At 37.8% G+C, this 14,171-nt stretch carries 13 protein-coding genes and 1 pseudogene; 10 read left to right on the plus strand and 4 right to left on the minus strand.

Annotated features, from left to right (window positions below):
- Positions 1-193: 193 nt before the first annotated feature.
- Positions 194-1,924, minus strand: a complete 1,731-nt coding sequence (locus tag CC204_RS14620) for a DUF6056 family protein (protein ID WP_088270841.1) — start codon at positions 1,922-1,924, stop codon at positions 194-196.
- Positions 1,925-2,416: 492 nt separating this feature from the next.
- Between CC204_RS14620 and CC204_RS14625 the strand changes: the two genes are divergently transcribed.
- Complete coding sequence (locus tag CC204_RS14625; RefSeq protein ID WP_088270842.1) at positions 2,417-3,616, plus strand: multidrug effflux MFS transporter; 1,200 nt, start codon at positions 2,417-2,419, stop codon at positions 3,614-3,616.
- A gap of 57 nt (positions 3,617-3,673) precedes the next feature.
- Here the strand turns inward: CC204_RS14625 and CC204_RS14630 are convergent, their stop codons facing one another.
- The gene (locus tag CC204_RS14630; protein ID WP_088270843.1) at positions 3,674-4,090 is read right to left on the minus strand and encodes a hypothetical protein; all 417 of its coding nucleotides are present in this window, start codon (positions 4,088-4,090) and stop codon (positions 3,674-3,676) included.
- A 137-nt stretch (positions 4,091-4,227) separates the two neighbouring features.
- Between CC204_RS14630 and CC204_RS14635 the strand changes: the two genes are divergently transcribed.
- The 3 genes from CC204_RS14635 to CC204_RS14645 all read left to right on the plus strand — a co-directional run bounded on the left by CC204_RS14635 (position 4,228) and on the right by CC204_RS14645 (position 6,140).
- Positions 4,228-5,136 carry an AEC family transporter gene (locus CC204_RS14635; protein WP_088270844.1) on the plus strand — a complete coding sequence of 303 codons (909 nt, stop codon included), beginning with the start codon at positions 4,228-4,230 and terminating at the stop codon, positions 5,134-5,136.
- Positions 5,137-5,211: 75 nt separating this feature from the next.
- Entirely contained in the window at positions 5,212-5,730 is a 519-nt protein-coding gene (locus tag CC204_RS14640; RefSeq protein ID WP_157894308.1) for a GyrI-like domain-containing protein, read from the plus strand.
- Between the two features lie 11 nt (positions 5,731-5,741).
- Positions 5,742-6,140, plus strand: coding sequence for a DUF1801 domain-containing protein (locus tag CC204_RS14645; RefSeq protein ID WP_088270846.1), 399 nt, complete (start codon positions 5,742-5,744; stop codon positions 6,138-6,140).
- Positions 6,141-6,269: 129 nt separating this feature from the next.
- Here CC204_RS14645 and CC204_RS14650 read toward each other — a convergent pair whose 3' ends face one another.
- Positions 6,270-7,784, minus strand: a complete 1,515-nt coding sequence (locus tag CC204_RS14650; RefSeq protein ID WP_088270847.1) for a UDP-N-acetylmuramoyl-L-alanyl-D-glutamate--L-lysine ligase — start codon at positions 7,782-7,784, stop codon at positions 6,270-6,272.
- A 442-nt stretch (positions 7,785-8,226) separates the two neighbouring features.
- Here CC204_RS14650 and CC204_RS14655 point away from each other — a divergent pair, with 442 nt between their 5' ends.
- The 6 genes and pseudogenes from CC204_RS14655 to CC204_RS21765 form a co-directional block, all read left to right on the plus strand.
- Positions 8,227-9,876 carry a putative polysaccharide biosynthesis protein gene (locus CC204_RS14655; RefSeq protein ID WP_088270848.1) on the plus strand — a complete coding sequence of 550 codons (1,650 nt, stop codon included), beginning with the start codon at positions 8,227-8,229 and terminating at the stop codon, positions 9,874-9,876.
- A 97-nt stretch (positions 9,877-9,973) separates the two neighbouring features.
- Positions 9,974-10,693: a pseudouridine synthase gene (locus tag CC204_RS14660; RefSeq protein WP_088270849.1), complete on the plus strand. Its 720-nt coding sequence runs from the start codon at positions 9,974-9,976 to the stop codon at positions 10,691-10,693.
- 127 nt (positions 10,694-10,820) lie between these two features.
- Positions 10,821-11,708: an ABC transporter ATP-binding protein gene (locus CC204_RS14665; RefSeq protein WP_088270850.1), complete on the plus strand. Its 888-nt coding sequence runs from the start codon at positions 10,821-10,823 to the stop codon at positions 11,706-11,708.
- A complete protein-coding gene (locus tag CC204_RS14670) occupies positions 11,705-12,526 on the plus strand; it encodes an ABC transporter permease subunit (RefSeq protein WP_088270851.1) in 822 nt (273 codons plus the stop codon). The genes CC204_RS14665 and CC204_RS14670 overlap by 4 nt, the downstream gene beginning before the upstream one ends.
- Positions 12,526-13,161, plus strand: a complete 636-nt coding sequence (locus tag CC204_RS14675; RefSeq protein WP_088270852.1) for a TetR/AcrR family transcriptional regulator — start codon at positions 12,526-12,528, stop codon at positions 13,159-13,161. The genes CC204_RS14670 and CC204_RS14675 overlap by 1 nt, the downstream gene beginning before the upstream one ends.
- Positions 13,162-13,170: 9 nt before the next feature.
- Positions 13,171-13,272: pseudogene (locus tag CC204_RS21765) on the plus strand (DUF3788 family protein); the annotation flags it as partial.
- Positions 13,273-13,312: 40 nt separating this feature from the next.
- Here CC204_RS21765 and CC204_RS14685 read toward each other — a convergent pair.
- Positions 13,313-14,140 (minus strand): NAD(P)H-hydrate dehydratase, encoded by an 828-nt coding sequence (locus tag CC204_RS14685; RefSeq protein WP_088270854.1) that lies wholly within the window; start codon positions 14,138-14,140, stop codon positions 13,313-13,315.
- Between the last annotated feature and the right edge of the window lie 31 nt (positions 14,141-14,171).

Here is a 14,171-nt window from a genome sequence, read left to right on the forward strand (position 1 = left end):
TCTTTGAACAATAGTGAACTTATGTATTAGCTGATGTGATCGAAGCTTAGTAGTTACTTTTGTTTTCACCGTTTATTTGTTTTAAAAAGTACTGAGACATAACTCGTAGAGTTATGTCTCAGTACTTTTTTAGTGTTTTTTAGTCTATAGATCAATGGTAAGAGTTCAAAGATTTCTGAATTGGAGAAAAATGTTATCTTTTATCCATTGGAATATTGGTTTCTATAAGATTCTTTTTTGCTGCGGTATCATAAATCCCTATGTCAACACTTGTTATGTCTTGAGGTCGTATATCTTCGATAGGGGAAGAGAAGATGTATTTTCCATCAACGAATAGCTGATTGTTTAAGGATGTATCAGCATTGAACATCGTCGATTTTGAAGTAGAGTCTCTCTTCCAATTGACATGGATAAACAATGTGGTGTTATCAGCAGAATAAACATCCAGCAAGCTACTATCAAAAGTTAAGTTGATACTGTAATTATTCAGTGTTCGCGTATCTTTAAAAACGTTCAGTGCTTTTAAATGAACATTGCCGCCAAAAGAGGTATTTAATGGTATCTGCTCAGCGTTTACGAGTCTTTTACTACTATAATCAAAGCTAAAATCCTTAGTAAACTGAGCGATCGAAACAGGTTTTTTTACGTCATAGTACATGTCAAGACCAGCCTGATATAAGTCGATGCTGTCAGATTCATTATAGAGCTTACCAACATTATAATTTGGAATATAGATGGTTGCTAAGTTATTTTTTTTACCAGAAAGAATAGCTTCCTGTCTTATGTTGAATTGTCCATGTAAAGAGATGACACTTTTAGTTGCATAGAAATAACCAAAGAAAAATGGGACACAAAGTAAAGCGATGATATAGGAGGTACTCTTTTTATGGACAGGAATCTTATCGTAAAGTAAATCGTCTAAAATAAACGCAATCGAAATCAGAAATAGAACCAAAGCGCCATTTAATGATCGAATAGCTACCGGAAAGACATAAGAGCCGCCAAAAGCAGCATTGGCAATAACAGCAGAAAAAAAGAATATTAGACTGTAGACAACATTTCTTTTTTTAGGGAATTGTCTTCTAAGAAGATAAATAAATCCAATCAAAATAAAGACAACAAAAACCAGCAAGAAGCTTTTGAACGTGTCGATAAATAACGAGGTTGAAAAATAATTCCAGAGTCGCTGGAAAATCGATTGCTCACGAGCTATTTGAAAGGTTGGGTTCAACAACCTTGCGTGTTGACCGGGAGAGAGAAGCAGCGTCAATGTTCCAATGATCGTAAAAGGTAGTCCGAGTAAAAAAGTTTGATTGTTTTTCTCTATTAGTAGAAAAAATAGTGTCAATAAAATAACGACAATCGATGTGTTTTCATTTGAGTTTCCAGCTAATAAGCCTAAGATCGGGATTGCAATAAAGTGCCAGGATCTTAGTTTTTCATCTTTAAGATAAAAGACTAGTGCAAAATACGCTACAATGAAAAAATTAGTGAGAAGATAATTCGCAAAACCTACTGTCCAGAAGGAGGTTTGACCTAAATTAGGGTTAGCGACCCAGTAAAGTAAAAATAGGATAACGAAATTTCTGATTTCCCACGTATGTTTCTTATTTAAAAGCGATGGCAAATAGGAGATCAATAAGAGTAAGCCTATCCAAATAATTGCTTTTAGAAATTTATATATGAATGAAGGAAGCTGTAACAAAATCAATGAAAAAGAATCAGCCACAATTCGGCCGGACCAATGTAAATAGCGCCATCCTAAATTTGACCACTTCGTATTATTCGTCACGTAAATAAAATCATCACTAGAAATTGGCGTAAAAGCTAAAGGAATCAGAACCAAAATAACGGCAATACCTAAACATAAAAGAATCATCTTTTTTCTATTATTTTTGATAGAACTTATATTTAATCGATTCAAAGCAAACTCTCCTGCATCTAAAATATTCTATTTTGCAAAGTAAACAAAATAGTACGCTATAAGTAAAGCTACCAAAAATAGCCTAGTTTAGCAACTCTTTTTTAGCAGTGGAAGCCATTCTTGATTTAAATTGAGGTCATTTTGAGCGATCGGGAAATTTTGTGAATGCTTAGCAATATGGAAAGGTTCTATAACGCTTATTGATAGCATTTAGTTATTTTGGGAGTATAGAAAATGGACTATTAAAATGATCAGATTGGAAAAAACAAGGATCTATGCTACTATGGTGGAGCAATCATTAAGTTGAATGAAAGATAGTAAAGGATGTGAGCGAGTAGATGGATACCTATAAATTAATAGTGATCATGCTCCCGCCGCTTCCCGGAGAAAGATGTTTTTTTTCATCCCTTTAAATTAATTTTCTAGCTGAACAGGTCATTCTTGTAACAAGCTGGATCGACCTGTTCTGTTATAGATTCAGGAGGAATTTTTTTGAAAAAAAGCATCAAAACTCAAACACCATCTTTATTATTATTGATCGTTTTGGTAGGATTTCCGCAAATCAGTGAAACGATTTTCACCCCATCATTACCAGATATTGCGACGGACTTGCAAACGTCGATGGCGACAGTTCAGCTAACATTGAGCATCTATTTTCTGTCATTTGCGCTCGGAGTCTTTTTTTGGGGCTGGCTGTCAGATCTAAGTGGTCGTCGAAAAGCAATGCTTTATGGCTTGTTTGTCTATGGTATCGGCAGTTTTCTATGTTTCAGGGCCTACTCGATCAATGGTCTGCTCTTTGCCCGTTTTATTCAAGCGTTCGGTGCTAGTACAGGTTCTGTTGTGACACAAACGATTTTAAGAGAAAGTTATGCAGGCAATCATCGGCATGCGCTGTTTGCTCAAATTTCAGCAGCTTTGGCATTTACGCCGGCGATAGGACCTTTGATCGGCGGGCTTGTTGATCAGTATTTAGGCTTTAGAGCCGTTTTTCTTGTGTTAGTTTGTATGAGTATCGTCATTTTCTGCTATGCATTTTTATGTCTGCCAGAAACGTACCAAGTGGAAAAACGAGTACAGGTAAAGCTGTTACCAGTGATCAAGCGTTTGTTGACTGATTCAAAGGTGATGAGCTATGGCTTTTTGATCGGTGCAATCAATGGGATACTATTTAGTTATTACGCTGAAGCGCCATTTATTTTTATCGAACATTTTGGCTTATCTACAGCAGTCTATGGTTTTCTAGGGATTGGGGTCGCTGGGGCTTCGATTTTAGGCTCGTTGTTGTCTAAAAGGCTATTATCGATTTACCGACCAGAAAAAATCATTTATATCGGTATTTGCTGTCTGTTACTTGGCAGTTTAGGCCTTCTTTTGACTGTATTGACTGTATTTTTACCAAGTACATTTCAGATGTGGTTCGTTTTGATCAGTATTTTTGTTGTATTGACAGGTACTGGAATGGCGCTGCCTAACTGTTTAAGTCTGGCGTTGGTTGGGTATCAAGAGATGATAGGTTCTGCAGGGGCATTTTTTAGCCTGGGCTATTATTTATTGGTTAGCCTTTTCACCTTCGGTATGAGTGTGCTTCATAATGGAACATTGATCGTCATGCCGTTGTATTTTCTTGTGATCGGACTATCTATGTTTGTTTTTGTCCGCAAATTTTTGTACCAGAAGAATTTGCGTTAGATTTAGTAAAAAAAGAGGAATGCACAGTGCTTATTTGAAGCAGTGCATTCTTCTTTTTTAATGTTGAGTTGCTGAGAAGGGAAAAGGCAGTCGTTTTTGTTTAATTAAAAGATATCCACCTAGAAATTGGAGTAGTCCTAGGAGGAAGAAAATAAGGTGAAGGGCAACAATAGTCCATAGCAGCAGACATTGAATCATGATCCAGATGCATAGAATAAGACCAATCAAACACTCAAAATAAGGAAATGTGCGCGCTTGTCTAACGTTAGCTAAACCGGTGACAAGGTTACCGCAACCGATCACAAATAACAAAAACAATCCGGGAATCAAAAAAGTCGTAAATGGCGAGTGTTGTAGCATAGCTTCTGATAGTCCGAAACTTGAATGGACACTGCTTGATAAGGCCAGTACACCGCCTGCAATACCACCAAAGCCGATAAATAAGTTACTGCCCAGTAAGAGTTTTTTTTTCATAAAAAGGACCGTCCTTGTGGTTTTCTTTAATTGTAGCATATATAAACAGGCGGACAATTGATTTAAGTGAGTTGACCTTTCTTTTTTTTGTTATACTCTATTTGAGAGAGTCAAGTAAAGAGATGAGGGTGAAGAGGTTGAAGGAGATTTTGTTACAGGCAGCTAGTTTTTGTGTTGTCATCATTTTGGGGTATTTGATGAAACGTATTGGTTTATTGAGTAAAGCGGACGGAGGGACCTTATCTGTAATCATAGTTAATATCACACTTCCGGCGACAGTCATTGTTAGTTTGGCAAATGTGACCGTTTCGGGAACATTATTTTTTTTATTAGCAATGGGAATTTTATTGAATGTCATCGTGATTTTAGCAGGAAGTCTGTTGTCCAAAAAACGTTCGACGTTGGAACGGACATTTCAAATGTATTCGATGTCAGGGTATAATATTGGTAATTTTACATTGCCGTTTATTCAGGGATTTTATCCGTTAGCAATCCCGTTTTTGCTAATGTTTGATATAGGAAATAGTGTCATGCTGACAGGCGGCAGTACGCTATTGATCGATAAAATGGTTGGTTCTAAAGAAGAAACGACGTTAAAAAAAATTCTATCGACATTGTTTAAGTCTGTTCCTTTTACGGCCTATATGATCATGCTGCTGCTGCGCGCAGTTCAAGTTGGATTGCCAGTGGAATTGATTCAAATACTAGAGCTAGTTGCAAAAGCGAATGGTTTTTTATCGATGTTCATGATTGGGTTATATCTTGAATTACGTTTGCCTAAACAAGCACTGAAATTAGTTAGAGAAGTCTTATTTTGGCGATATGTGTGCGGGTTGGTTTTTGCATTGATATTTGCCTTTGTTATTCCGTTGGAGCCATTATTGAGAATCGTGTTAGTTGTCTTAAGTTTAGCACCGATGCCGACATTTTCTGTGATCAATAGTGTGAAAGCTGGAGTAAAGGAAGAGACAGTTGGTTTTACTTCCTCCATGAGTATTTTGATTAGTTTAATACTGATGACATTGGTGATGCTATGGATGGTATGATTTTCCTGAATTATGACAAGCTGTTGTCATCTATTGCATGCTAAAGTAACGGCATACAATAAAGGAGATGATACGATGGATTTTCACATTCAACAAAAGCCAAAATTCAATCTGGTCGGCTATCAAAAAACACTGAATAGGATCGATCACTTTGAAGATTACCAAGGAATATCAGCATTTTGGGCTAAATTAACAGAGGCCAAGATCAATCAGCTGTTATCTGAAACTAAAGAAAAAATGGGCGGATTTTATGGGGTTTCTGATAGCAATCGTCAGATATCTTCAACGTTTGATTATATGATTAGTGTAAAAGCTCAAGAGAAAAAAGAAATAGCCGAAGAATTAATGAGCATTCAAGTAGTCCAATCTTCTTGGGCAGTCTTTACTTGTCAGGGGGCGATCGCAAATGCGGTTTCTACTATTAGCGAAAATGAGCCTAATCATTTAATGCAATTAAAAAATCAGTTGGCAGCTCCATGGAGAGGTGATTCGTTAGAAGAAAATCAACAGCTACCGCGGATAGAGTATTATCCTATAGGGGACATGATGTCTGATGAGTATCGTTGTGAGTTGTGGATTCCACTCAAAAATTGAGGTGAGCTAAAATGAAAGAAATCAAAAATGAACAGGTTGCAGCTGTTTTTAAACAATACCCGGAGAGTATTCGCGGGTCATTGCTGAAGCTTAGGGCGTTGATCTTCGAGGTTGGCGAAGCAACTTCCGGTGTTGGTGAAATTGAAGAAAGTTTAAAATGGCATCAGCCAACTTACTCCACTATTCAAACAAAATCTGGGACACCTATTCGACTTGATCGCTTTGGCGAAACCAAGATCGCCCTTTTCTTTCATTGTCAAACGACCGTGATCGAAGAATTTCGGGCGTTGTTTTCCAAGGAACTTGAATTTTCTAAGAATCGCGCCATCATTCTTGATCCTGCAAAGAAATTACCTCTAGACGAATTAGCTTTTTGTATCCAGCGAGCACTGACCTATCATCAAAAGTAAACATAGGTCAGAACAGAAGTGTTTGATCCGAAGAAATAAGAGGACATTTGACCACCGTTTATTAAGAAGTAGGGTCCAGAACAAAGCTATTTTTAGTTTTGTGCTGGACTCTCGTTTTAGTTGTGTATTCTAACGGTTGATCAAACGCTCTGCAATGGCAAAGTCACCTTCATAGGGTGTATCTACGCCATTGACCTTTTGATATAAATCCGCTCCTTTGCCTGCCAAAATAACGGCATCTTTCGGATTGCTCAATGAGAGTGCTTTTTCTATTGCGGCACTGCGATCGATGATCGTTTCGACCTGGATCGGTGCAGTTATATATTCTGCGATCTCTTTACAAATTGCAGCAGGTTCTTCATCAGCAGGGTCATCTGTGGTTAAAATCGCGACATCTGCAAGTTCAGTTAACACCCTGCCGAAATCTTTACGGCGGGAAATCGCTTTGTTTCCCGTACTGCCGATCACTACAATCAAACGGCCTTCTGGATGTTCTTCTTTTATAAAAGTCAGAAGGTTTTTCAAGCTATCATAATTATGGGCATAATCAACATAGACTTTTGCCCCATTTGTGTTTGTTAAAAGCTCCATTCGTCCTGGGACAGTCGCTTCTTGAATGCCTTGGATACATGAATCATGAGTAGCACCGACCAAAGAAGCAGCGATCATTGCACTGAGTGCATTTCCTTTATTGAAGTCGCCGCCTAAGCGTAAATGATAGTCGCCAACAAGTCCAAGTGTGTCCTTTTTAGCTGTAACAGAAAAGGCTAATGAGTCTTCTGGATCGGTTTGATAAGCATAATCTGTATCTGCCCGCTGGCTGCCATAAATGATGTACGGTATTTGGTGAAGCTCTGCTGTTTCCTTCAATAATTTGAAATAATCAGAATCATGGTTTAAAATGATTGTTTTAGAATGTGAGATCAATTGCCTTTTACAATAAAAATAATCATCGAAGGTCGGATGTTCGATCGGGCTGATATGGTCAGGTGTGATATTTAGAAAAATCCCTACATCAAAAAATAGACCATACACTCGATTCGTTTTATAAGCCTGTGAAGAAACCTCCATGATAAAATGGGTCATCTGATTATCGACCGCTTCTGCCATCATACGATAAAGATCTAATGATTCAGGTGTTGTCAGCTGTGATTTGAAAAAAGTTTGCCCATCCAAGGTCGAGTTCATAGTAGATAACATCGCTGTTTTTTTATTTGTCGCATGATCTAAAATGAATTTTGTGAAATAAGCGGCAGTTGTCTTTCCTTTTGTACCTGTAAAGCCAACTAATTTCAGTTTATTCTGCGGATAATCATAGAACGCCATGCTTAAAACAGCCATCGCTTTTTTGATATCCGTGACGATGATTCCTAGAGCCCCTTCAACCTCATAAGGCTGTTCTGCCACATAAACTTCAAGTCCGGCTGCAATTGCCTTTGTTAAATAGTCTTCTTTAAAATTCAAGCCTTTACAGAAAAAAAGTGTGTCACTATTTACGGTACGGGAATCATAAGAAAGAGCATCGAATTGTTTATTTTCTAATGAAATTGGTGATGTTAAGCTCCAGCTTTCAGCTGAAGTAAATTCTTTTAAAAGGTGTTCTTTGAGTAAACACTCCCGGATTTTTTCTAAAGAAATAATCATTATTCGGCCTCCAAGTACTGATTAAAATCTGAATATCAGGTTTTATCGGTATACCTATACTAGTTTAGAATTTCATCATACAATTTAAACAGTAAAACTTCAAGATGTGTGCTATTTTATTATATAAGTAGAAAGAAATGGAGAAGAATTTTTTTGTATAACTTCAGGAAATTTGACTGTACATAAGAAGAACAATTGGTTAATAATAGATAAAAAAACCATGATTATTTGCTCTTTATTTTGGTTATTTTAAATTAATTTATTTAAAAGATGACGAAGTGATAGTTTGATCGATAATTATAAAAATAGGTTTCTGAGTGTTTTTCAAAATTTTATATAGGGAAACAATAAATAAGTGAAATTATTCGAGAAATTCGTTGCATATACTTGATTTAACAATTAAAATAAAGAAAGCATGTTTGAAGAAAGTTGGAGGAGTTAAATGATCAATCAATCAAATCCTGCTGATCAACCAGTCTTGACGAACCAGGAAAAAATGGTCAAAGGTTCGGCGTGGATGACAGCTAGTAATATAATTTCTCGGTTGTTGGGTGCAGTATATATCATTCCTTGGTATGCATGGATGGGTGAACACGCCAATGAAGCGAATAGTTTGTCTTCAATGGGGTATACTGTTTACGCACTTTTTTTATTAATTTCTACAGCAGGGATTCCTGCAGCGATCGCTAAACAAACCTCGTATTACAATTCTCTTAATGAGTATAAGGTGAGCCGACAGCTCTTTTATAAAGCTCTCCAATTGATGGCTATTTTAGGAGCGATTTTTGCTATCGTCATGTATCTGGCCTCGCCTTTGTTGGCTAAGTGGTCAGGAGGCGGTGAAGATTTGATTCCAACGATGCGGTCACTGAGCTTGGCAGTCTTGATCTTCCCTTGTATGAGTGTTGTTCGTGGTTACTTCCAAGGAAATCAGGATATGATGCCGTATGCCTTGTCACAGATCGTTGAACAAGTTGCTCGTGTCTTCTATATGTTACTGACAGCATTCATTATCATGAAAGTTTTCAAGGGGAATTATGTTGATGCGGTAACACAATCTACCTTGGCAGCAGCAATCGGAATGTTAGCTAGCTTTGTTGTACTATTTTTCTATATTCGTAAACAAAAGCCAATGTTCGATTACTTGGAAGCCCACAGTGCGAATGAGCACGAAGCATCTACTCGTGATTTATTGACAGAAACATTAAAAGAAGCGATTCCATTTATCATTGTAGGCTCAGGCGTTACTGTGTTTAAATTGGTCGATCAATTTACATTTTCAAATTTCATGAATACTTTTACGACATATTCAGGCAGTCAGTTGCGTACATTTTTCGCTATTTTTAATGCGAACCCTGACAAATTAACGATGGTTGTCATTGCTTTAGCAACATCGATTTCTGCAACGGGATTGCCATTGATCACCGAAGCGATCACATTGAAAAATTACCGTGATCTTTCAAAGCTGATCAGCAATAATTTACAATTATTTATGTTTGTGATGTTGCCGGCGACGTTTGGAATGATCGTATTAGCGAAACCGTTATATACAATGTTTTATGCACCAGATAATCTAGGAGTCTCAGTCTTGGTACAGGCGTGTTTTGCTGGCTTGTTTATGGGGCTATATATGTTGTCTTCAACAATGTTGATGGGGATGTATGAAAATAAAGCGGCCATCAAGTATTTTGGCTTAGGCTTAGCCTTGAAACTGATCGTTCAATATCCAGCCATTCGATTATTTGAAGTCTATGGACCAGCGATTGCTACGATGATCGGTTTTGCTTTTGCATGTACGTTGATTTTGAGAAAAATCAAAAAAGTCAGCCGTTTTAATTTTAGCTTGACCTTGCGCCGAGGATTATTGATCTTTTTGATCACGTTAGTGATGGTCGTTGCGACTGTTATTATGCGTCAGTTCTTATATTTATTCTTAGACCCAACACGTAAGTTCCAGTCATTTATGATCATTATCATCGTGGCAGCTTTTGGCGGAGCTGTATATGGTTATATTACGTTGAAATTGAGACTAGCAGATAAATTATTAGGGAGCAGCGTGAATAAAATTCGCCGCAAACTAAAAATAAGATAAGAGCATTCGCTCATGATGGATTTAAATTTAGAGTGTGCAGCAGAAGTAGTGATACTTTTGCTCACACTTATTTTCTTATAAAAGGAGACTCGATTGAATGCGTTTAGATAAATTTCTTGCCGAAGCAGGAGTTGGCAGTAGGAAGGAAGTCAAACAATTACTGAAAAAAAATCTCGTAACGGTAAATGAACAACCTGTAAAAGATGGCAAGCTGCATATCGATGAATATCAGGACATCGTTTTATTTGCAGGAGAACGAGTGATCTATCAAAAATTTTATTATTATCTATTACATAAACCGCAAGGAGTTGTGTCCGCAACGGAAGATGCAAGGGATCAAACGGTGATCGATTTACTGAAAGAGGAAGATTATCGTACCGATTTATTTCCTGTTGGGCGTTTAGACAAGGATACGGAAGGGTTATTACTTTTAACGAATGACGGCCAATTGGCGCATCGACTATTGTCACCTAAGAAGCATGTAGATAAAGAATATCTTGCTGAAATCGAAGGGCTAGTGACAGAAGAAGATGTGCAGATATTCGCTTCTGGCTTTGCTCTAACGAACGGTGAACAGGTAAAACCAAGCAAGCTTTTGATCGACTCGATCAATGAAACAGATCAAGCATCACAGATCCGTTTGATCATTCAAGAAGGAAAGTTTCATCAAGTGAAACGAATGTTTGAAGCGGTCGATAAAAAAGTTGTTTATCTGAAACGTTTACGTATGGGCAGTTTAGTATTAGATGAGCAGCTGCCTTTGGGAGCCTATCGTTCATTGACAGAGGTGGAACTTCAAGAGCTGCAAGATAGTTAAGGGATACTATGTAGAGGATAAAACAACTAGGCTTTGGTCGTGGCTGTTTTACTCTCTTTTTTTGACGAACAGTTGCCTTAGGTATATACTTCAATTGACTGATGAGTCAACAAGGAGGAGTGATGAGATGAAAGCCATTGAATTAAAGGGATTAACCAAGTTGTATAAAAAGAAACCGGCGATCAATCAAGTAGATCTAACTGTAGAAAAAGGAGAAATTTATGGCTTTATTGGGCCAAATGGTTCTGGAAAATCAACAACGATCAAATCGATGCTGAATTTTATTTATCCAGATCACGGAACTGCGACGATTCTTGGCTTGGACAGTGTCAAAAACGCCAAAGAAATTCGTAAACGTACAGGATATGTCTCAAGTGATGTACGTTTTTATCCAGCCATGACAACATTAGATATTCTAAATTATGTGGCTGAGTTTCACCAACTTAAAAATAGTAAAGAACAAATCCAGTATTTTATTGAGCGATTTGATATTGACGGGAAGAAAAAAATGTCTGAACTGTCACTGGGAAATAAAAAGAAAATTGCGATCATCGCTGGTATTTTGCCTAATCCAGAATTATTGATTTTAGATGAGCCCACGAATGGCTTAGACCCATTGATGCAGCATCGATTATTTGAAGAACTGGAAAAATATAATAAAAATGGCATGACTATTTTTTTATCTAGCCATGATCTAAATGAAATCCAACAGCATGCACATCGAGCGGCATTTATTCGTCAAGGTGAGATCATTACGGTGCAGGATATTTCTAAAGAAAAATCATTAGGAAAAGTCATTACCTTGATCGGAGATCATATTCCGCTCTCTTTATTTGAAAAAATCGGTGCAGCGATCTTAAAACATCAAGGAAATGAAACACGTTTATTCTATGAAGGAAATTTACAAGAAGTATTGCCGTTATTGAGCGATCCATCGATCCAGGATTTTACCATCACCAATCCAGAACTCGAAGATCAATTTATGGCACTGTACGAAGGAGGGGAAACAAAATGATCACAGCAAAAATCGAAACGCGTTCATTGGTCAAAGGGATGCTGATCTGGATCATCTTATTTTCGGTCATCATTTTTGGATTCAGTGCTGTTTATCCGCAAATGCATAGCTCTGCGATGAAAGATTTGCTGGATGCCAAATTGACAGGACTTTCGCCGTCCCTATTAAAAACGTTCAATATCAGTGTAGAAGGACAAGCTAGCTTCTTAGTAGCAACAGGCTTTTTTGCTTACTATTTTCAATATATGTTTTTAGCTTCTTCCATTTATGCGATGATGTTAGGCAGTCAGACCCTGATCAAGGAAGAGACGGATGGAACGATAGAATTTCTTTACGCGCAGCCAGTGACCCGCAAAGGAATCGTGACGAGTAAATTAGTAAGTAATATGCTTGTTTTGGGTGTTTTTTGGCTGATCTCTTACGGTGTTTCTTTAGGATCGACATTGCTTTATCGTCAATCAACGGACTCAACTGCAACGATCGTAAAGGAAATCAGTAAGATTTTTATTCAAGAAAGTTTGATCCTTTTGTTTTTCCTAGCGCTGGGATTTTTGATCTCGACCTTTTTAAAATCAAGTAAACAAAGCACCAGTATATCACTGGGTGTCGTATTTGCTTTCTACTTGATCGGGATTTTTGCTGATTTAAATGACTCGTTTAGTTGGGCAAAAAATATGTCGCCGACTCATATGGGCATTCCGAGCAACTTGCTAGATAAAGGGTTGTCGGCTGGTCACGCTGGATTTCTGGTAATCTTGATCATATTATTTTTAGCGGGGACCTATGTGCTTTACCAACGAAAGGATCTGAAGATTTAGTGGCAGAAATCAACATCGATCCAAAAAAATATGAACGGATAATACAAGCTGCTTTAAAGCAATTTGCTAAACAGGGTTATCAACGCGCAAACACAGAAGATATTGCTATAGCGGCGGGTGTTTCCAAAGGATTGGTTTTTCATTATTTTGGAAATAAGCAAAAGCTGTATGAACGCACGATCAGCGATGTGATCGACTGTTTAAATGAACAGTCAAAAGATGTGTTTGAAAAAGAGTATGCGGATCTAGTTGAAGTGGTAGTAGCTTCTACACAGCACAAGCTAAATTTAGAACGGACTTTTCCTGACCATATCCATTTGCTGATTGCTTCATATGCACAGAAAAAAATGCTTCCTGATAAAATACAAGTAAAATTGGATCACTATCTGGCTGAAAATATGGCTATTGCACAGCAGCTTCTAACGAAGATCATCAACAAGCTTCCGCTCAAAAAAAACATCTCTAGAGAAGATGTGGTTCGTTTAGTACTAGGTGTTTTCAATCAGATTTATTTAGAGAGTCTGACTTTTTTAGAAGAAAACCAACAGGTGACGGAGATTCATCAAATGCAATTTTTAGTTGAACGTTCACAAAGCTATATGAACATTCTGCAGGCTGGTTTTTTAGAACAATGAGTAGAGAGGCTGAGACAAAAGTGTTTAGCTCCGAGAAATAAGAAGGAATTCACGAAAATTGCTCTTCAAATTTTTGTGAGTTTCGGCTTATTTCCGAAGGAGTTGCTTTTGTCTCGCCGTTTATTCGGAAGTAAAGTCCGAATGGTCTTCCTCATTGTTCAAAACGTTTCATGTAATAAGGAATTTGCTTGCTGATTTCTGTTGGTAAGACGACATAATGATCTTGTCCGAGAACATCGCCAATCAAGCTATGGAGGTAAACAGCAGCGCACAGGGCATCTTTTTTAGCATCAAATTGAGCTAAAAAACCAGTGATCATTCCAGCAAGTGTGTCCCCCATTCCGCCAGTTGCCATGCCTGGATTTCCAAGAGGATTGACAAAATAGTCGTTAAAAGTATAAATCGTCGTACGATGACTTTTCAACACTAAATGACTGTCTAATGTTTTTTGAGCAGTTTGATTATTTTTTACAGTTTGATTTGGAATAGTCAGTCCACTTAAACGTTGCCATTCCATTTGATGAGGGGTAAAAACAGCTTGCTGAGGATAAGCTAGCTGATAGTGATATTTAGCAAACAAAGTAATGCCAGAACCGTCGATAACTAGCCAGTGTTTTGCCTGCTGCTCCTGGATCACTAATTGTAATAACGTATGACTATGTTCGCTTAAACCAAGTCCAGGACCGATCAAAATAACATCAGCTTCTGCTAAAACAGCTTGAATATCTTGTATCTGAAGCCAATCGATGACCATTACCTCAGGCAAGCGAGCATGCAGCGGAGCGTGATTTTTTTCTGCTGTAACGACAGTGATTAGCCCAGCGCCAGAGTTGACAGCAGCTTCAGCACTCATGATGATCGCACCGCCGTATCTTTCATTGCCGCCAATCAGCACGACTCGCCCGAAAGTCCCCTTGTGGGAAAGCTCAGGGCGTTTTTTGATCACGCTATGTAGTAGTTCTTCGGACAATTCGTTCATTTGAAGGCACTCCTTTCACTCTTACTATTAG

The organism is Enterococcus wangshanyuanii (assembly GCF_002197645.1).
GTDB lineage: Bacteria > Bacillota > Bacilli > Lactobacillales > Enterococcaceae > Enterococcus_L > Enterococcus_L wangshanyuanii.

What these genes read in the sequence shown, in the direction of transcription:
- CC204_RS14630 (WP_088270843.1), bottom strand. Translation starts at nt 4,090, where the DNA reads ATGAAAAAAAAACTCTTACTGGGCAGTAACTTATTTATCGGCTTTGGT.
- CC204_RS14640 (WP_157894308.1), top strand. Translation starts at nt 5,212, where the DNA reads ATGGATTTTCACATTCAACAAAAGCCAAAATTCAATCTGGTCGGCTAT.
- CC204_RS14645 (WP_088270846.1), top strand. Translation starts at nt 5,742, where the DNA reads ATGAAAGAAATCAAAAATGAACAGGTTGCAGCTGTTTTTAAACAATAC.
- CC204_RS14650 (WP_088270847.1), bottom strand. Translation starts at nt 7,784, where the DNA reads ATGATTATTTCTTTAGAAAAAATCCGGGAGTGTTTACTCAAAGAACAC.
- CC204_RS14655 (WP_088270848.1), top strand. Translation starts at nt 8,227, where the DNA reads ATGATCAATCAATCAAATCCTGCTGATCAACCAGTCTTGACGAACCAG.
- CC204_RS14660 (WP_088270849.1), top strand. Translation starts at nt 9,974, where the DNA reads ATGCGTTTAGATAAATTTCTTGCCGAAGCAGGAGTTGGCAGTAGGAAG.
- CC204_RS14665 (WP_088270850.1), top strand. Translation starts at nt 10,821, where the DNA reads ATGAAAGCCATTGAATTAAAGGGATTAACCAAGTTGTATAAAAAGAAA.
- CC204_RS14670 (WP_088270851.1), top strand. Translation starts at nt 11,705, where the DNA reads ATGATCACAGCAAAAATCGAAACGCGTTCATTGGTCAAAGGGATGCTG.
- CC204_RS14685 (WP_088270854.1), bottom strand. Translation starts at nt 14,140, where the DNA reads ATGAACGAATTGTCCGAAGAACTACTACATAGCGTGATCAAAAAACGC.